Source organism: Streptomyces tagetis (assembly GCF_018069565.1).
Taxonomy (GTDB): domain Bacteria; phylum Actinomycetota; class Actinomycetes; order Streptomycetales; family Streptomycetaceae; genus Streptomyces; species Streptomyces tagetis.
In genome coordinates, this window is sequence record NZ_JAGPNL010000001.1 from 77,735 (window position 1) to 96,535 (window position 18,801).

13 protein-coding genes and 1 pseudogene are annotated in these 18,801 nt (G+C 73.8%); 10 read left to right on the forward strand and 4 right to left on the reverse strand.

Annotated features, from left to right (window positions below):
• Positions 1-87: 87 nt before the first annotated feature.
• Positions 88-1,635, reverse strand: coding sequence for an MFS transporter (locus J5Y05_RS00320; RefSeq protein WP_210867684.1), 1,548 nt, complete (start codon positions 1,633-1,635; stop codon positions 88-90).
• Between the two features lie 187 nt (positions 1,636-1,822).
• Between J5Y05_RS00320 and J5Y05_RS00325 the strand changes: the two genes are divergently transcribed.
• The 3 genes from J5Y05_RS00325 (at position 1,823) to J5Y05_RS00335 (ending at position 3,923) form a co-directional block, all read left to right on the forward strand.
• Positions 1,823-2,446 carry a TetR/AcrR family transcriptional regulator gene (locus tag J5Y05_RS00325; RefSeq protein ID WP_210867685.1) on the forward strand — a complete coding sequence of 208 codons (624 nt, stop codon included), beginning with the start codon at positions 1,823-1,825 and terminating at the stop codon, positions 2,444-2,446.
• A 92-nt stretch (positions 2,447-2,538) separates the two neighbouring features.
• The gene (rnhB, locus tag J5Y05_RS00330) at positions 2,539-3,240 is read left to right on the forward strand and encodes a ribonuclease HII (protein WP_210867686.1); all 702 of its coding nucleotides are present in this window, start codon (positions 2,539-2,541) and stop codon (positions 3,238-3,240) included.
• A 68-nt stretch (positions 3,241-3,308) separates the two neighbouring features.
• Positions 3,309-3,923: a hypothetical protein gene (locus J5Y05_RS00335; RefSeq protein WP_210867687.1), complete on the forward strand. Its 615-nt coding sequence runs from the start codon at positions 3,309-3,311 to the stop codon at positions 3,921-3,923.
• 287 nt (positions 3,924-4,210) lie between these two features.
• Here J5Y05_RS00335 and J5Y05_RS00340 read toward each other — a convergent pair whose 3' ends face one another.
• On the reverse strand, positions 4,211-4,822 hold the full coding sequence (locus J5Y05_RS00340; protein ID WP_210867688.1) for a hypothetical protein: 612 nt from the start codon (positions 4,820-4,822) through the stop codon (positions 4,211-4,213).
• A 504-nt stretch (positions 4,823-5,326) separates the two neighbouring features.
• Here J5Y05_RS00340 and J5Y05_RS00345 point away from each other — a divergent pair.
• The 6 genes from J5Y05_RS00345 (at position 5,327) to J5Y05_RS00370 (ending at position 15,955) form a co-directional block, all read left to right on the forward strand.
• On the forward strand, positions 5,327-7,486 hold the full coding sequence (locus tag J5Y05_RS00345) for a RecQ family ATP-dependent DNA helicase (protein WP_210867689.1): 2,160 nt from the start codon (positions 5,327-5,329) through the stop codon (positions 7,484-7,486).
• A 152-nt stretch (positions 7,487-7,638) separates the two neighbouring features.
• A complete protein-coding gene (locus tag J5Y05_RS00350) occupies positions 7,639-9,549 on the forward strand; it encodes a DUF4192 domain-containing protein (RefSeq protein WP_247613979.1) in 1,911 nt (636 codons plus the stop codon).
• A gap of 445 nt (positions 9,550-9,994) precedes the next feature.
• Positions 9,995-10,750 carry an NUDIX hydrolase gene (locus J5Y05_RS00355; protein ID WP_210867690.1) on the forward strand — a complete coding sequence of 252 codons (756 nt, stop codon included), beginning with the start codon at positions 9,995-9,997 and terminating at the stop codon, positions 10,748-10,750.
• Between the two features lie 179 nt (positions 10,751-10,929).
• Positions 10,930-12,936 (forward strand): ABC transporter ATP-binding protein, encoded by a 2,007-nt coding sequence (locus J5Y05_RS00360; RefSeq protein ID WP_210867691.1) that lies wholly within the window; start codon positions 10,930-10,932, stop codon positions 12,934-12,936.
• A 160-nt stretch (positions 12,937-13,096) separates the two neighbouring features.
• Positions 13,097-13,984 (forward strand): FadR/GntR family transcriptional regulator, encoded by an 888-nt coding sequence (locus tag J5Y05_RS00365; RefSeq protein ID WP_210867692.1) that lies wholly within the window; start codon positions 13,097-13,099, stop codon positions 13,982-13,984.
• 444 nt (positions 13,985-14,428) lie between these two features.
• The gene (locus J5Y05_RS00370) at positions 14,429-15,955 is read left to right on the forward strand and encodes an RNA polymerase sigma factor (RefSeq protein ID WP_210867693.1); all 1,527 of its coding nucleotides are present in this window, start codon (positions 14,429-14,431) and stop codon (positions 15,953-15,955) included.
• A 12-nt stretch (positions 15,956-15,967) separates the two neighbouring features.
• On the opposite strand, the gene J5Y05_RS32530 is transcribed toward J5Y05_RS00370, so the two are convergent.
• Positions 15,968-16,222 (reverse strand): hypothetical protein, encoded by a 255-nt coding sequence (locus J5Y05_RS32530; RefSeq protein ID WP_372450444.1) that lies wholly within the window; start codon positions 16,220-16,222, stop codon positions 15,968-15,970.
• 857 nt (positions 16,223-17,079) lie between these two features.
• On the opposite strand from J5Y05_RS32530, the pseudogene J5Y05_RS00380 reads away from it, so the two are divergent.
• A pseudogene (locus J5Y05_RS00380) lies at positions 17,080-17,916 on the forward strand (S1 family peptidase); the annotation flags it as partial.
• 486 nt (positions 17,917-18,402) lie between these two features.
• Here J5Y05_RS00380 and J5Y05_RS00385 read toward each other — a convergent pair.
• Entirely contained in the window at positions 18,403-18,633 is a 231-nt protein-coding gene (locus J5Y05_RS00385; protein ID WP_210867694.1) for a DUF7455 domain-containing protein, read from the reverse strand.
• Between the last annotated feature and the right edge of the window lie 168 nt (positions 18,634-18,801).

The window sequence follows — 18,801 nt, forward strand, 5'->3', positions numbered from 1 at the left end:
GGCGGGATGGCCGGTGGCCGGCGCGGGCGGCGGGCCGGGAAGGCACCCGCCGGTCCGCACCGGCCGGCCGTCGAGGCGGGGTGGGGGTCAGCCCACCCCGGGCCCGGCGGTGCCGGACAGGGACTCCAGGTCGCTCCTGCGGACGCGGATCACCAGCCACGCCGTGGCCAGGGCGAGGACCGCCATCGCCGCGGCGGGGACGAAGGCCGCGGAGATCCCCTGCGCCAGCACGTCGTGCGCCCAGGGCGCCGGCAGTTGGTGCGTCCTGGCGAACTCCGCCTTCTGCTGGGCCGTGCCGTGGGCGAGGAAGTCCGGCAGGAGCTTCTTCGCCTCGTCCTTGCCCGCCGTGCCGAAGACCGTGGTCAGGATGGCCAGGCCGATCGACCCGCCGACCTGCTGTGTCGCGTTGAGCAGCCCGGAGGCCGCACCGGCCTCGTGCTGGGCGACCCCGGAGACCGCGGTGAGCGTCAGCGTCACGAAGTTCAGGCCCATGCCGAAGCCGAAGATCAGCATCGGGCCGAGAATCCCGCCGACGTACGAGCTGTCGGAGCTGATGAGGGCCTGCCAGCCCAGCCCGATCGCGGCGAGCGTCGATCCCGCGATCATGAACGGCTTCGGTCCGAACACCGGCAGCAGCCGCTGCGACAGCCCGGCCCCGAGCGCGATCACCACCGTCACCGGAAGGAAGGCGAGGCCCGCCTGGATCGGTGTGTAGCCCAGGACGTTCTGGACGAAGAGCACGATGTAGAAGAACATGCCGAACATCGCGGCGGCCAGGCAGAGCATGATGACGTATGTGCCCGCGCGGTTGCGGTCGGCGAACATCCTCAACGGCGTGATCGGCTCCCGGGCCCGCGACTCGATCAGGACGAAGGCCGCCAGCAGGACGACCGCGGCCCCGAAGGACCCCAGGGTCAGTCCGTCCTGCCAGCCCTTGTCGGCGGCGCGGATGAAGCCGTAGACGAGCAGGGCCATACCGGCCGTCGAGGTCGCCGCGCCGGCGATGTCGAAGCGTCCGGAGTGCCGTTCGGACTCGCTGATGTACAGCGGCGCGAGGACGGCGATCAGGAGGCCGATGGGCACGTTGACGAAGAGCACCCAGCGCCAGTCGAGCCATTCGGTGAGCATGCCGCCCGCGAGGAGGCCGATGGCGCCGCCTCCGGCGGAGACGGCGGCGAAGACGCCGAAGGCACGGTTCCGCTCGGGGCCCTCGGGGAAGGTGGTGGTGATGAGGGCCAGCGACGTGGGCGACGCGATCGCGCCTCCCATGCCTTGCAGGACGCGTGCCGCGAGCAGTTGCCAGGGCTCCTGGGCGAAGCCGCCGAGCAGGGAGGCGAAGGTGAAGAGCAGGATGCCGGTCATGAAGACCCGGCGCCGGCCGAGGATGTCACCGGCCCGGCCGCCGAGCAGCAGCAGACCGCCGAAGGTGAGCGTGTAGGCGCTGACGACCCAGGTGAGGTCGGTGGTGCTGAACTTGAGCGCGCCTTGAATGTGCGGGAGGGCGATGTTCACAATCGTGGCATCGAGTACGACCATGAGCTGGCAGGCCGCGATGACAGCGAGTGCGATGCCGGGATGACCCTCCCGGCGGGCCGCTCCCGGCTTCTGGTCTTGGATCAAGGAAGAGGTTGTCACTATGTGTCCCCCACGAATGACGTAGTGAACGCAGGCGTTCACTGTTGCGCCAACGGTAATGACCTCCAGACAGTGAACGCAACCGTTCACTTGTGACGGCTTCACGCAGCCCGTCCCCCGTCGTGGGCGCGCGGACCGTCCCCCCGCCCCCGTACCACCCGCTCTTTCCGTCTCTGGAGACCCCTGAATGGACGCTTCGCACTGGGCCGGAGCCTCCGCGCCGGCGCCCGCCCGCCGACGTGGCGCGGTCCTCGAACGCGCGATCCTCGACGCCGCGCTGGAGCAACTCGGCACCGTCGGATGGAACGGCCTGACGATGGAGGGCGTGGCCGCCGGCGCCCAGACCGGCAAGGCCGCCGTCTACCGCCGCTGGCCGACCAAGGAGGACCTCGTCGCCGACGCGCTGCGCGCGGGGCTGCCGGGCGTCCTCGACGCCGTGCCGGATCTCGGCAGCGTCCGCGAGGACCTCCTCGCGCTCTGCCTGCGGGCGCGCGACGCGATGTTCTCCCGCTCGGGCTGTGCCCTGCGCGCGGTCATTCACGAATGCGACAGCATCGAGGCGGAACACTTCCATTCGGTGATCGTCGAAGGGGTCGTCCAGCCGACCGTCGCCATGCTCCACGAGATCATCAGCCGCGGGATCGAGCGGGGAGAGGTGCGCGGCGACGCGGCCAACGGCTATGTCTACGACGCCATTCCGGCGATGATGATGTACCGCTCGAAGATTTGTGGAAGCGAATGGAGCGACCGGGAGGTCGAGGAGATGCTCGACCAACTGATGGTCCCGCTGCTGCGTCCCGGCAACTCCTGAAACCGGCTCCGACGGCGGTGGCGGCCATCGGGAACCGATTCGGGGAGGCGGGGTGTCGCGGGCGCGCGGAGGCGGCGTACGCTAAGGGCGCCATGCCGTACGAACCGCCTACCCACACCGTCGAGCGCTCCCTTCGCGCCACGACCGGAGCCAAGGTCATCGCCGGTGTCGACGAGGTGGGACGCGGCGCGTGGGCCGGGCCGGTCACCGTCTGCGCGGCGGTCACCGGACTGCGCCGGCCCCCGACGGGTCTCACCGACTCCAAGCTGCTCACGCTCAAGCGGCGCACCGAACTGGCCGAGGAGTTGCGGACGTGGGTGACCTCCTACGCCCTGGGGCACGCCTCTCCGGAGGAGATCGACTCCCTGGGGATGACGGCGGCACTGCGGCTGGCCGCGGTGCGCGCCCTGGAGGTGCTCCCGGTCCGTCCCGAGGCCGTGATCCTCGACGGCAAGCACGACTACCTCGGCCTGCCCTGGAAGGTCCGTACGGTGATCAAGGGCGATCAGTCGTGCGTGGCGGTCGCCGCCGCGTCGGTGCTCGCCAAGGTCCAGCGCGACGCCATGATGGCCGAACTGGGCACCGACCACGCGGACTTCGCTTTCGCGGACAACGCCGGGTATCCGTCGCCCGTGCACAAGGCCGCGCTGGCGGAGTGGGGGCCCACCCCGCACCACCGTTTGTCGTGGGCGTATCTTGATGCGCTGCCCCGGTGGCGGCACCTCAAGAAGGTCCGCAGCGGGACGGACGGAAGCGCCCTGGAGATCGAGGGCCAGCTCGGCTTCGACTTCTGACGCTTCCGCTCGCGGCAACGTCCCACCCGCCTATGCGAGCCGCACCCGTGTTTGATAAAAATCAGCCCATGCCTCTCATTCCCGAGGAGCCCCAGATTTACGAGAAGGCCCAGGGTCCCCGCGCCACACCGGCCAGCGGCCGTACCGCGCCGACCCCCCGTCCCGTACCCGGCCCCCGTCCCGTGGCTCCGCCGCGTCCCGGCCGCCCCGGCCCCTCGCGGCCGGCCCCGCCGGCGCAGCGCGCTCAGCGTGACGCGGCCGCCAAGCCCGCACCGGGCGCCGCCGCCCCGACGGGCCCCCAGACCCAGGTGATCCCGGCCGCGCCCGAGGGCGCGCTCGACGCCGCCGAGGAGGCCGTGGACCTCCTGCTGGACGCCGGACGCGCCCCCGGCGACGTACTGGTGATCACCACCGGCACTCCGCATCCGTGGGCGGCCCACGAACTGTCCTTCGGCGATGCCTCCTACTGGGCGCAGCACGACGCGGGCGACGACGTCTTCTACGCGGACGCCGCCGTCGCCGAGCGTGCCGGATCGCGCCCCGTGGCGGTCGTCGCGCTCAACGGAGGCCCCGAAGCCGCCGCCGTCACCGCCCTGTCGGCGGCCCGGTCCCGGGCCGGCGCCCTGCTGATCGTCTGCGGCGACCCGAAGCTGATCGACTCGGTGCTCGGCGCCGGCGTCTGAGCGGCCCGTCGCGTCCCGGCGGACTCCCGGTGCCTTCCGGGACCGCCGTGTCCGCGTCGCGTCCGTGAGGACCGCGGCCCGTAGGGCCCCTCCGGCGACCGGCCGTCGTCGCGGGGGAGGACGGCCCTCCGTCCGGTACGGCGCCGGTTCGCCACCGGCTCAACGGGCGTGCGGCGTACGGATCGTGAGGTCCGGCCGCGGGCCGGACCGGCAGCACGGCGCGTACGACGGTCGGCGCGGTCGCCTGGGCCGGGCTCCGGTGGGACCGGCGCGCGGAGCGCGCCCGTTCAGCGGGCCGCCGCGCGGCGCAGCATGTCCGAGGCGACCCCGCCGCTGAGCGGGGGCGGAGGAGGAGCCTCCGACGTCGCCACGGGCTCCGGTTCGGAGAGCGCGTGCGGGCGGCGTCCGCCGCGCCCCTCGCCCATGACGTGCCAGCCGTCCCGGGTCAGCGTGATGTACGCCCCGCAGCGCAGACCGTGCAGCGTGCACGCGTCCCGCAGCCCCCACATCCAGGCGCCGTCCTCCTCCGTCCAGCGCGCGTCCCCCGCACGGCAGTAGACCAGCACCGCGGTACGGACCGGGGTGCGGCGCCGCAGATCGTGCGGGATGACCCGGCGGAGCTGGTCGAGGAGCGCGTTGCGGTACCTCCACCCGTCGGCAGGGGCGCCCCGGTGGGTGAACGAGGCGCTGGCGCGCAGCCGTTCGTCGGGATCGAGTACGGCGACGATCGCGGTGGCGGGCCCGGGACGGTGCCGCGCGTGCAGCCCGCCCACGACCTCCCGGGGACTGCGCAGCAGCGGGATTCTGGCGGCGGCCCACTCCTCCGGTTCGAGCAGGCGGGCGGTGGGGGCGGAGGAGGACGACGGCGCCGCGGCGGACGGAGCGAATCCGAAGGTCACGCTTCTCCCTTCGGCTGCGCGCCCACACTGCGGGCGGGGTCGGAGTTCGGGGGGAGCGCGCACCGCAGCGAAGCCCTGCCGGATCACGGACGAGCCGTGCGGGGAGCGGACTTCGATTGTTCCTGTCGAACGTCATTGCGGCAACGAGCAATTGACGTCGACGGCCGTTATCTCGCGGTGCGCGCTCTATATCCCTACCCGCAGTGACCCCGGACGACGCCCAGCACCCCGCGCCCGCACCCGGACGAACACCCTCCGCGCCCCGCCGGGCGCCCGGCGCACCACCCTCACCGCACCGCCCGGACCAGCGACGACCCGGCAGAGAGCCGCCGGCGGCCGGGAGGCCGGACCCACGGTCACCGGCCCTCACGGCGGCGTCACCACCGCGCGCCGCGCGACCGCGCCGCGTCACCCCGCGTCGGCGTCCCCGCCGTGGCACCCGTGAGGGCAGGGTCACGCACGGTGGAGTGGCCGAGTGTCCTCCCCGTCGGGTTGCATGGGGGCATGGACGATCCGGAACTCCGCGCCGAAGCCGATGCCCTCCTCGCCGACCTGGTCGGTGCGCCCAGCGGGACCGCGAGGCTGCGGGAGGACCAGTGGCACGCCGTGGCCGCCCTGGTGCGCGAACGCCGGCGCGCGCTGGTCGTGCAGCGCACCGGCTGGGGCAAGTCGGCGGTCTACTTCGTCGCCACCGCCCTGCTGCGCCGCCGCGGAGCCGGCCCCACGGTGATCGTCTCGCCGCTGCTGGCCCTGATGCGCAACCAGGTCGAGTCGGCGGCACGGGCCGGCATCCGGGCCCGCACCATCAACTCCGCCAACCCCGAGGAGTGGGCGACGATCCACGAGGAGGTCGAGCGGGGCGAGACCGACGTCCTCCTGGTCAGCCCGGAACGCCTCAACTCGGTCGACTTCCGCGACCACCTCCTGCCCCGCCTCGCCGCCACCACCGGCCTGCTCGTGGTGGACGAGGCGCACTGCATCTCCGACTGGGGCCACGACTTCCGCCCCGACTACCGCCGGCTGCGCTCGATGCTGGCCGAGCTGCCCGCCGGGGTGCCCGTCCTGGCGACCACCGCGACCGCCAACGCGAGGGTCACCGCCGACGTCGCCGAACAGCTCGGCACCGGCGGCGGCGAGGCGCTGGTGCTGCGCGGCCCGCTCGACCGGGAGAGCCTGCGGCTGGGCGTGGTCCGGCTCCCGGACGCCGCGCACCGGCTGGCCTGGCTCGCCGAGCACCTGGACGAGCTGCCGGGCTCCGGGATCGTCTACGCCCTCACCGTGGCCGCGGCCGAGGAGGCCACCGCCTTCCTGCGCGGGCGCGGCTTCCGCGTCTCCTCGTACACCGGGCGCACCGAGAACGCCGACCGGCTCCAGGCCGAGTCCGACCTGCTGGAGAACCGGGTCAAGGCGCTGGTCGCCACCTCGGCGCTGGGCATGGGCTTCGACAAACCGGACCTCGGTTTCGTGGTCCACCTCGGCTCGCCGTCCTCGCCGATCGCCTACTACCAGCAGGTGGGACGGGCGGGCCGCGGCGTCGAACACGCCGATGTCCTGCTGCTGCCGGGCAAGGAGGACGAGGCGATCTGGCGCTACTTCGCCGACACCGGCTTCCCGCCCGAGACCCAGGTACGGCAGACCCTCGCGGCCCTCACCGACGCAGGCCGGCCGCTCTCCGTGCCCGCCCTGGAGGCATCCGTCGACCTCCGGCGCAGCCGGCTGGAGACGATGCTCAAGGTCCTCGACGTCGACGGCGCGGTCCAGCGGGTCAAGGGCGGCTGGACCGCCACCGGCTCCCCCTGGTCCTACGACGGCGAGCGCTACGCCTGGGTGGCGCGGCAGCGCGCGGCCGAGCAGCAGGCGATGCGCGACTACGTCGGCACGTCCGCGTGCCGGATGGAGTTCCTGCGCCGCCAGCTCGACGACGAGGGCGCCGTCCCCTGCGGACGCTGCGACAACTGCGCCGGCGCCTGGGCCGACCCCTCCGTCTCCGCCGAGGCGCTGACCGGCGCGGCGAAGGAACTGGACCGGCCCGGCGTCGAGATCGAACCCCGCCGGATGTGGCCGACCGGGATGCCCGCGCTCGGCGTCGAGCTGAAGGGCCGCATCCCGGCGGGGGAGCAGTGCTCCACCGGACGGGCACTGGGCCGGCTCTCCGACATCGGCTGGGGCAACCGGCTGCGCCCGCTGCTCGCCGAGAACGCGCCCGACGGTCCCGTCCCCGACGACGTGCTGCGGGCCGCGGTGGGGGTGCTCGCCGACTGGGCCCGTTCGCCGCAGGGCTGGGCCTCGGACGCTTCCGACGCCTCCCCCCGGCCCGTCGGGGTCGTCGCCGTGCCGTCGCTGACCCGTCCGCGTCTGGTCGGCTCCCTCGCCCAGGGCATCGCCTCCGTCGGCCGCCTGCCCTTCCTCGGCACCCTCGCCCACACCGGTCCGGACGGCGCCCACGTGGCGCGGCGCAGCAACTCCGCCCAGCGTCTCAAGGCGCTCTCCGGTGCCTTCGCCGTCCCGGAGGACATGGGCGAGGCCCTGGCGCTGACCCCGGGTCCGGTGCTCCTCGTGGACGACCTCACCGACTCCGGCTGGACGCTGGCGGTCGCGGCCCGGCTGCTGCGCCGTGCGGGCGCCGACCGGGTCCTGCCGCTGGTCCTCGCGGCGGCGGGGTAGGCGCCGCTGTGGGGGAGGGGGCGGACCAGGGAGGCGCCTGGAGGGCCTGTGGGGAGGGTCGGGCCGGAGGCGCGGCTGGTGGGTGATGTGTCCCTGATGGGAGTTATCCACAGGTCGAAGCGGAATCTCCCGATTCGCGGGATCGTCGGGGCATGACGCATCACAGCGAACCGACGGGCCCCTTCGACCGCTTCGACCGCTTCGACCGCTCCGGTGGCTCCAACCGCTCCGGTAGCTCCGACCGCCGCGGCGGCTCCGATCTCTCCGGCAGCTCCGGCCACTTCGACGATTCCGGCCCCTCCGGGGGCGCGCGGCCCGGTCCGGCGGTCCCGGTCCCGGACTTGTCCGCGAACCCGGGACCGGCTCCGGTGCCGGTCCCGCACGGCGGCCTCCCCGACGAGGCGCAGGTCACCCTGAGGACCCCGGCCGAGCTGGCCGAGGCGCTGCCCTACCTGCTCGGATACCGGCCGGAGGACAGCATCGTCCTGGCCGCCCTGCGGGACCGGGACGGCCGGGGACGCCTCGGCGGCCGGGCCCGGCTCGGCATCCCGGCGGACGAGGGCGACTGGGCCGACGCGGCACGGCAGTTGGCCCACGGCCTGATCGCCGGAAGCGAGCGGCGGGGCGTCCGTCCCGAGCAGATGGTCGCCTTCCTCTGCCAGGACCCGGCCCCGGGCGAGACGGGCCGGCAGGTGATGACCCGGCTGAGGCCGCTGGCCCAGGCCCTGCGGGTGGCGTGCGGGGTCCTCGACGTGCCGGTGGTGGAGGCGCTGTGCGTCTCGGACGGCCGCTTCTGGTCGTACTGCTGCGACGACGTGGAGTGCTGCCCGCCCGAGGGCGCCGCCCTGGGGCTGCCGGGCACGTCCGTGGTGGCCGCCGCGGCCACCTACGCGGGCATCCAGGTCCGCGGTTCGCTGGGCGAGCTGCGCGTCCGGCTGCTGCCCCGCCAGGACGCGGCGGCCCGGGGCCAGGAGGCCGCCCTCGACGCGGCGGGCCTGACCCTGGTCTCGCGGCTCCTCGACGACGGCTGCCGCCCGGAGGTGGAGGCCGAGACCCTGGAGCTGGCGGAGGGGATCATGCGCCGGCTCTCCGACGCCGGGCCCGTGTCCGGGGTGTCCGCGCAGGACGCCCGCGACGACCGCCTGCTGCGTGACGACGAGGCGGCGGCGCTGATCCTCGGCCTCCAGGACCGGGCCACCCGGGACCGCGCCGCCGAGTGGATGGAGGGCGCCGACGCCGGACCCGCGCTGCGCCTGTGGCGGGCCCTCTCCCGCCGCTGCACCGGGGCGTACGGCGAACACGCGGCGGCGACCCTCGCCCTCGCCGGCTGGGTCGCCTGGTCCACCGGAGACGAGCTGGAGGCCCGCGAAGCTCTCGCCATGGCGCTCGGGGCGGACCCCGACTACCTCTTCGCCCGGCTGCTGCACCGGGCGTGCAACGAGGGCCTGGACCCCGAATCCGTCCGCCGCTGCCTCCGCGCGGAGCGCGATCGCCGCGAACCGGAGGGCGGTGCTGGTGTGGAGGGTCCGGAGGGCACGCAGGGCACGGAGGCGGCGAGCGGTGAGGCGCAGGGCGCCGAGGCGTCCGGCGGGGACGCGCGGGGTGCCGGGTCGGCGTGGGAGCGGGCGGACGCGGGCGGTGTTGATACCGGCACCGGGGAGGCGAGCGGCGACGGGGAGGGCGCTGACGGGGTGCCGGATGCTCCGGGGTGGGGCGAAGACCCCGGGAGGGGCGAGCGGGGTGAGCGGGGTGAGCCGGTCGAGGAGGTGACGGCCGTACGGACGCCCTCCCGCCGCCGGGGTCTTGTCCGCCCCGGTACGTCGCCCGGCGGTGTCCGCTCCCGGACGCGGGCCAGGATGCGGGCGACGGCGCGGGCGCACGGCCGGGCACCGGGCGCGACGGTGATCCGCCCCCGGACCCCGGTGGGCGGTACACACCCCGGTGAGGCGCGGATGAACCGCGCGCGGGCACGGGCGGCGCGGCAGGACGTCACCGGCCTGTGGAGCCCCGGCCCGGGAGGGGCGCACGCCGGGGGAGCGCGGGACGGAGGGAGCGCTGAGTGACCACCGGACGCGGTGGCCGCCGGCCCGCCGACGGCACCTGACCGGCCTCCCGGCCCCGGGAGGGGACACCGCAGGCCCGCCCTCCCCACGGGGCGAGGGACCACGAGACGGCCCCGGGAGCACGACCGAACCGGAGAACACCGTACGGACGGAGCACGGGCCTCTCGCCCGCCCCGGAGACCCGGCGCACCGGCCCCAGACCCCTCGGGGGCGGAAGCCGCGGCCACCATCCGGAGACGGTCTGACCTGGCCGCGAGCCGACGAGAACGGAGAACGCCCGAGAGTCTCCGACCTCGCCCCGGGCCGCGTCCCGAGCGAGGGGCGAGCGCTCGGACGAGCCCCACCGGGCCTCCGTCCGAACCTCGTCCGAACCTCGTCCGGGCCTCCGCCCGCGGTGCTCGGCGAAGGGCGTGTTTATCGTCAGGCAGACGACTATGATCGCCGCATGCCCTACGACCCGTCAGCCTTTCCGCCCTTTGCCGTCACCGTGGACCTGGTCGTGCTGACCGTGCGCCGTCACTCCCTGTGCGCACTGGCGGTACGCCGGGGCGAGCCTCCGTTCCAGGGCCGCTGGGCCCTGCCCGGCGGATTCGTCCGGGCCGACGAGGACCTGTCGCAGGCGGCGGCGCGGGAACTGGCGGAGGAGACGGGGCTGCGCGTGCACGACCCGGCCGCCCCCGCCCAGGACAACGGCGCCCATCTGGAGCAACTCGCCACCTACGGCGATCCGGAGCGCGATCCCCGGATGCGGGTGGTCAGCGTCGCCCACCTCGCCCTCGCCCCCGACCTCCCGGCACCCCGGGCGGGCGGCGACGCCAGCAACGCGCGCTGGGCGCCGGTCGAGGAGCTGCTGGAGGAGGGCCTCGGCCGGGACGGGGAACAGGCGGCGCCGCTCGCCTTCGATCACGGCCGCATCCTCGCGGACGGGGTCGAACGGGCTCGCTCCAAGATCGAGTACTCGTCGCTGGCCACCGCTTTCTGCCCGCCCGAGTTCACCGTCGGGGAGCTGCGCCGCGTCTACGAGGCGGTGTGGAGCGTGGCGCTCGACCCGCGCAACTTCCACCGCAAGGTGACGGGCACCCCGGGGTTCCTCGTCCCGACCGGCGGGACGACCACCCGGCAGGGCGGCCGGCCGGCCCAGCTCTTCCGGGCCGGCGGCGCCACCCTGCTCAACCCGCCGATGCTGCGCCCCGAAGTGTGACGCCGGGCCCCGGTCGGGCCCCGCCACGGGCCGCGGCCGGGCCCCGTGGCGGGTCCACCGGCGGGGCGCCGGGTCCGGCACACGAACGGCCGGTCAGAGGGGGCTCGGGCCGGACGTTCCCTGCTCCCAGCGGCGTACGGTGACCGAAAAATCCGATATGGCGCGCTATCTTGCTGCGGGTGATCCAGGTCTTCGGATTGACCAGCAGCCCTCGCAAGGAGCTTCCGCCCGCCGTCGACGACATCTCCTTCGAGGCGCGGGCGGGTCGCGTCACCGCGCTGCTCGGAGCATCGGGCGCCGGCAAGACGACGGCGCTCAGACTCATGCTCGAACTCCAACCCGGGCGCGGCATCACCTACTTCAGGGGCCGCCCGCTGCACCGCATCGCCCATCCGGTGCGTGAGGTGGGCGTGCTGCTCGGCGAGGTGCCGGGACACCCCGCCCGCACCGTCCGCGGCCACGTCCGGATGCTGTGCGCGGCGGCGGGCGTCCCGCCCCGGCGCGGGGACGAGGCCCTGGAGGCGGCCGGCCTCGTCAGTCTGCGCGACCAGCGGCTCGGTGCCCTCTCCCGGGGCATGGACCGTCGGCTCGGCCTGGCCTGCGCCCTGCTGGGCGATCCGCACACCCTGGTGCTCGACGACCCGGCCGGCGCCCTGTCCGCGCGCGAGGCCCGGTGGCTGCACGAAGCCCTGCGGGCCCACGCCGACGACGGCGGCGCGGTGCTCTTCACCACGGCCGACCCCAAGGAGGCGGCGCGCGTGGCCGACCGGGTCGTCACCCTCGACCGGGGCCGGCTCGCGGCCGACCAGGAGGCGGCGGAGTTCTCCCGTACCCGGCTGCGCCCCCGGGTGGCCGTCCGTACGCCGCACGCCGCCCGGCTGGCCGCGCTCCTCACCAAGGAGGCGCGGGCGGGGCGGCGTTCGGTCGAGATCGTGCGGGAGAGCGGCAACCGCCTCGCGGTGTACGGCAGTACGTGTGCCGACATCGGCGAGGCCGCGTACCGACACGGCGTCCTCGTCCACCAACTGGCCGACGAGATCGGCGACATGGGCCCGGGGGCGGGCGGGACTCCCACCCCCGCCGCACCACCGGCCCCTCGTCAGCCGGCCACCCCCGACCTCGCCGTCCCGGCCGCCGCCTCCGCCCACCTCGCCGTGGAGACCACGGCGACCCCCTCGCCGGCCTCGGAAGCCTCACCAGCCCCACAGGGCTCGACAGCCCCCAAGGCCCTGAAGCCCCCACAGGCCCCGCCCGCAACCGCCCCCACCCGCCCGTCAACCCCCACACGCGCCCTCACCGCGCAAACGCCGGCCCCCGCCCGACCCCCCGGCACACCCGCCCCCGACCCCTCACGCACCCCCCGAGATCCCCTCACCCCCCTCTCCCCGCTCCCGCCCCCCATCTCCCGCCGCTCCGCTCCCAGCCCCCTCCGGCCGCTCCGCTACGAACTGCGCCGCGTGACCGGCATCCGTACCGGCTTCCTCGTCGGGGCCGGGGTCCTGCTGGTCTCCGCCGTCACCGCCGTGCTCCTGGCCCGCGTCGGCCACACCCCGCAGCCGCGCCTGCTGGCCGCCTGGCCCCGGGAACTGCCGCTGCCGCCCGCGGCCCTCGGCGCCGGGCTGCTCGGTGCGCTCGCCTTCGGCGACGAGTTCCGCCACCCCGCGCTGGCCGCGGACCGGGGCACGGTGCCCCGCCGGCTGGGACTGCTGGCCGCCAAACTCGCCGTCTCCGGCCTCACCGCGGTCGTCCTCGCCCTCCTCACGGTCGGCTGCGACGCCGAACTCCTGCACCTGTTCTACGGGCCGGAGCTGAGCGGTGTCCCGGCCGGCTGGCCCGCGCTGGGGGCGGCCTGGCTCGGCCTCGTCGTGGGGTGCGCGTGGGCCGGGGTGCTGGCCGCGGGGCTGTTCCGCTCCACCTCGGCCGGGCTCGCGGCGGTGGTCGCCGTCCCGGTCCTCGTCGTCCCCCTCGTACAGAAGGCGTGGCACGGTCCGTCCGTGCGCAGCGCCGCCGGACTGCCGATGCGCGTGCGCGAGGTGCTGCTCACCCAGTGGCCCTTCGGCGGGGGGCGTTACGTGGTCGAGGTGCTGCGGATGATCGCCCAACCCGTGGGCAGCGCCCTGTCGTTGTCGCTGACCATGTTGCTCTCTGCCTATCTGGTCATGTCATTGCGGAGCAGGGCCCGATGAGCCGTCCGTCCCCTTCCGGTCCGAGCGTGTGCGCAACTCCCCGGGGAACGCCCATTTCTTTCCGATAAGGCGTCAATTGCGACGGGGTGAGCGATCACCCTTTCGTGTGCTTTTCACCAAAGCCCTCAAGGGAGTTGGGGCCAACGCCGACAAAGGATGCGTGAGTACCCTTGCGCACACCATGATGACCGCCGCCCGCTCCGCCGACTCCGGCCTCGCGAACCCGGGCGAACTCGACCGCTACCCCTACGCGGAGACGGCCCCCGTCGACCGCGTCGGGATGCCCGCCTGGGAAGGGATGGACCCCGAGCTGGGCCGCGTCGGCCGCCGCTCCGCCGGCAACCGCGGCCGCGGACTGCACGGGCAACTCGTCCAGCAGCTCGGCCAGATGATCGTCTCGGGCGACCTGGGCGCCGACCGTCCGCTGGTGCCGGAGGAGATCGGCCAGCGTTTCGAGGTCTCCCGCACCGTCGTCCGCGAATCCCTGCGCGTCCTGGAGGCCAAGGGCCTGGTCAGTGCCCGCCCGAACGTCGGCACACGGGTGCGTCCGGTCAGCGACTGGAACCTCCTGGACCCGGACATCATCGAATGGCGTGCCTTCGGCCCGCAGCGCGACGACCAGCGCCGTGAGCTGACCGAGCTGCGCTGGACGATCGAGCCCCTCGCCGCGCGCCTCGCCGCCGGCCACGGGCGCGAGGACGTCCAGCAGCGCCTGTCCGACATGGTCGGGATCATGGGTCACGCCATGAACCAGGGCGACGCGCTCACCTTTTCCCGTGCCGACTCCGAGTTCCACGCCCTGCTCATCCAGGTCGCGGGCAACCGCATGCTGGAGCACCTGTCCGGGATCGTGTCCGCCGCCCTCCAGGTGTCGGGGAGCCCGATCACCGGCTGTGACCGTCCGACCGAGGCGTCGCTGCTCCAGCACGGCCGGATCGTCGACGCCCTCGCGGCCGGCGACGGCAGCGCGGCCGAAGCGGCCATGCGGCAGCTTCTCACCGTCCACCCCGAGGTGGAACGCGTCGTGCCCGCCCCCCGCGAGCACTGACCCGGCCGTCCCGCCGAGAGCGGCGCGAGCCGGACCCGCCGGACCCCTCCCGCGGCGCGTCCGGCCGGTTCGCCGCCGCCGACGGGCTCCGCGGAATCCGGCGCGATTCCGCGGGGTCCGACGGTCTGATGAGAGGCCGGGAACCCCCGGCGCGACCAGGGTGAAACCCCCTGTCGACCTGACCTGACCTGGCCTGTGCGCGTATGACAGGTTTTGAACGCTTACGGGGTGTGACTCGGGCCACGCGGATTGGGCGTAACGCTCGCGGGAGCAACGCGATGACTTAAGCGGTGACAGTCGCGGAGGGAATACGGACGCCGTTCACGGCGCTGTTGCTCTCCCCGGCCCCCGCCCGCGCCGTCGGCCCATCCCCAAGCCGGTGGTCGGCTCCCGTCCCTCAGGACGGGGCCGGAAGCCGTTTTCCAACGTTCCGAGAGGTTGTTCGTGTCGGCCAGCACATCCCGTACGCTCCCGCCGGAGATCGCCGAGTCCGTCTCTGTCATGGCGCTCATTGAGCGGGGAAAGGCTGAGGGGCAGATCGCCGGCGATGACGTGCGTCGGGCCTTCGAAGCTGACCAGATTCCGGCCACTCAGTGGAAGAACGTACTGCGCAGCCTCAACCAGATCCTCGAGGAAGAGGGTGTGACGCTGATGGTCAGTGCCGCAGAACCCAAGCGCACCCGCAAGAGCGTCGCAGCGAAGAGCCCCGCCAAGCGCACCGCCACCAAGTCGGTCGCCAAGGCGGTGACCAGCAGGAAGGCAGCCGCTCCCGCCGCTCCGGCAGCGCCCGCCGCCGAGGCCGCCGAGGAAGAGGCGCCGGTCAAGAAGGCCGCTGCGAAGAAGACCACCGCCAAGAAGACGGCGGCGAAGAAGACCACCGCGAAGAAGGCGGCGGCGAAGAAGGCGACCGCCAAGAAGGACGAGGCGGACCTTCCCGAGGACGAGGCGATCGAGGAGCCGAAGGCCGCCTCCGAGGAGCCCGAGGGCACCGAGAGCGCCGGATTCGTGCTCTCCGACGAGGACGAGGACGACGCCCCCGCGCAGCAGGTCGCCGCGGCCGGCGCCACCGCCGACCCCGTCAAGGACTACCTCAAGCAGATCGGCAAGGTCCCCCTGCTCAACGCCGAGCAGGAGGTCGAGCTGGCCAAGCGCATCGAGGCGGGTCTCTTCGCCGAGGACAAGCTGGCCAACTCCGACAAGCTCGCCCCCAAGCTCAAGCGCGAGCTGGAGATCATCGCCGAGGACGGCCGCCGCGCCAAGAACCACCTCCTGGAGGCCAACCTCCGCCTGGTGGTCTCCCTGGCCAAGCGCTACACCGGCCGCGGCATGCTCTTCCTGGACCTCATCCAGGAGGGCAACCTCGGTCTGATCCGCGCGGTGGAGAAGTTCGACTACACCAAGGGCTACAAGTTCTCCACGTACGCCACCTGGTGGATTCGGCAGGCGATCACCCGCGCCATGGCCGACCAGGCCCGCACCATCCGCATCCCGGTGCACATGGTCGAGGTCATCAACAAGCTGGCCCGCGTCCAGCGCCAGATGCTCCAGGACCTGGGCCGCGAGCCCACCCCGGAGGAGTTGGCCAAGGAACTCGACATGACCCCCGAGAAGGTCATCGAGGTCCAGAAGTACGGGCGCGAGCCGATCTCCCTGCACACCCCGCTCGGCGAGGACGGCGACAGCGAGTTCGGTGACCTCATCGAGGACTCCGAGGCGGTCGTCCCGGCCGACGCCGTCAGCTTCACGCTCCTCCAGGAGCAGCTCCACTCGGTGCTCGACACCCTGTCCGAGCGCGAGGCCGGCGTCGTCTCCATGCGCTTCGGCCTCACCGACGGCCAGCCGAAGACCCTGGACGAGATCGGCAAGGTCTACGGCGTGACGCGCGAGCGCATCCGCCAGATCGAGTCGAAGACCATGTCGAAGCTCCGCCACCCCTCCCGCTCGCAGGTCCTGCGCGACTACCTGGACTGACCGGAAAACCGATCAAGGCCCTGGCCCGCGCTCATGGCGCAGGCCAGGGCCTTTTTCGAAAGCTGGTGTGGCAATCGTCCATCGGAGCCGTGCGGCCGGCTCCGGCCCGTCGCAGACCCGGTGGTGGAGCACGGCCTCTTCGACCAGCAGGGCGAAGCGGTGGTTGCCTTCGTGGACGACGCGGGAGCGGGCCGTCCGGGCCCGGACGGCGTCGGCCACGTCGTCAGTGCGGGCGGCCTGGGCGGTGGACAGTGGCGACTCGGGCATGAACTCGCTTCTCGGACGGTGTACTTCTCGTGTGGGACGGCCCGTTCCCAGACGGCTTCGAAGGCATACGAGCAGAGGCCGGCCCTGGATGACGAGATCCTGCGTTTCCGCGTCCACCCACACTGCCGGGCAGCCGTGATCTCCGGACTCGGGGTCCCTCCCGAGGAACCGTGGACGCATGGCCCCGCCTCAAGTCGAGCCGGGTCGCGGTCGGTTGCGCGCGGCTTCACGGGCTCCCGACCGGGGCGTCGAGGCTGTTCAAGGGGGATGTGCGACCGGGTGCGACTTCTTGGACCGGCCGCGTCCCCGCGCTCTACCGTCCTCGGGCGGTTGTCACGGCTCCGGGGAGACACGATGGGTCATACGACGACTCAGGAGCCGTTGGTGGACCTGCCGGTGGTCTTCAAGGCACGGTTCTTGCTGGACTGTGCCCCCGGCCCTGGGCTGCGAGACGTGCCGGACGAAGTGGCGGGAGCCTCAGAGCCACCGAGGAGTCTGGGGACTTCTGGCAGGCCACCGGTGACGATGGACACGCGGACGTACCGGGACGGCCGCGAGGCCGCCGACGACGCGGCGGAGGCCGTCCGGGCAGCCCTGGCCGGACTGGGCCTGCCGGAACGGGTCCGGGGCAGCGCGCCCGATGGTCACCCACAGCGGCAAGCCGCACGTGCACCTGGGCATGGCGCGCGCCGAGGCCGCCGAGAGGATCGCGCAGGCCATCGAGATCGCCGAGCCCGGCACCCCGGCCGGGACACACATGCCGCGTGTGGGGGCCGGTCTGGGGGTGTGCGGGTGCGGGGTGGGGTGGAGTGGATCACTCTGGGTGTTCCTTGGTCACCTGGGAGTGAGGAGTCCGTATGTGCCGTCTGCCCGTCCGCGCACTGGTCCGGCCGCTGGCCGGGCCACTGGTCCTGGCCGCCGCCGCGACCGCGATACCGCCGGCCTCGGCCGCACCGGCCGCCGCCGGGAGCGTCGTCGTCGGCGGTTTCCCGGTGGACGTGGCGGACAGTCCGTGGACGGTGGCCCTGGCCAGCCGTGACCGGTTCGGCGGTACGCGGGCGGGGCAGTTCTGCGGGGCGGTGGCCATCGGGCGGACCACCGTCCTCACCGCCGCTCACTGCCTGGGCGGCCAGGTCCTCGGGGCCTCCCCCGAGCGGGTGAGGGACCTGAAGGTCATCGCGGGCCGCACCCAGCTCCACTCCGGCAAGGGCCGCGAGATCCCGGTGCGCCGTATCTGGGTGAATCCGGATCACGACCCCGCGACCAACTCCGGAGACTTCGCCCTGCTGACCCTCTCCGAGGCGCTGCCCGCCGGATCGTCCATCGGGATGGCCGCCGAGGGCGACGCCGCCTACGCCCCGGACACGGCGGCGCTGGTGTACGGCTGGGGCGACGACTCGGGCTCCGGGGACTACGCGAACGGGCTGCGCGCGGCGCGGGTGCGGGTCCTGCCGGACGCGCTGTGCGAGCGGGCCTACCCGGGCGACAGCCGGGGCAGCTACCGCGCCGGGACGATGCTGTGCGCCGGCGATCAGGCCGGCGGGCGGGACGCCTGCCAGGGGGACAGCGGCGGGCCGCTGGTCGCCCGGGGGAGGCTCATCGGCCTGGTCTCCTGGGGGAGCGGCTGCGGGCGCGCGGACAGTCCCGGGGTGTACACCCGGATCTCGGCCGTCCTGCGCGCACTGGGCTGGGACACGCCTTCCCAGTCGGCACAGTCGGCGCAGTCGGCCACGGAGCGCCCCTCGGACGCCGCCTCGGGTGCCGCCTCCGACACGGTGGGCGACGGGACGGGTACCGCCACGGCGTCGGGCGACGGCCTCACCGACGGCGCCTCCGGCAACTCGGCCAAGAGCCCCGCCGCTCCCGGCGCGGGCCCGTCCGCGCTGCCGTCTCCGGCGGTCCCCGAGGACCCGCGGGCGCGGGCTTCCTCGGCCCCGTCCGGGGAGGCTTCCGGCGAGCGGCCGGCCCAGTCCCCGGCGGACACGCTCACCAACGCCCCCGAGGGCGCCTCTGCGGCCCCCGGGGAGGGTGCCGCAGGTGAGACTCCCACGTCCCGGCGGCAGGGCGCCTGAAGGGCCTGGAGCGCCCCCGGACACGAGTGACGGGTGGCCGCCTCTGTGATCCAGAGGCGGCCACCCGTCAGGCCTGAGGCGGCTCGCTCGTCGTGGGGGCGCGAAAGGTCAGCGCTCGTCCTGGGGGGCGGGAGCAGACGCCGGCGTCAGCCGCTCCGTCTCGTCCTGTATCTCAGCGGCGATCTTCTTGAGTTCCGGCTCGAACTTGCGACCGTGGTGGGCGCAGAAGAGCAGTTCTCCGCCGCTCAGCAGGACGACGCGCAGATACGCCTGGGCGCCGCAGCGGTCGCAACGGTCAGCGGCCGTCAGCGGGCTCGCGGAAGTCAGAACAGTAGTCACGTCGCCTCTTCTCTAGCTCGACGAGCTGTCGTACCAGGGTCAACATCCAACCAGCCTCGAAACGTTCCCGCTCGGGGCTTTTCCTCGAAAAAATCTTTCGGTGGGGCTGGCTGCTGCCGGTTGGCGGCGAATGTGCCGTAGTGCGTGTCTCTGTGTCGTACGGTTTCG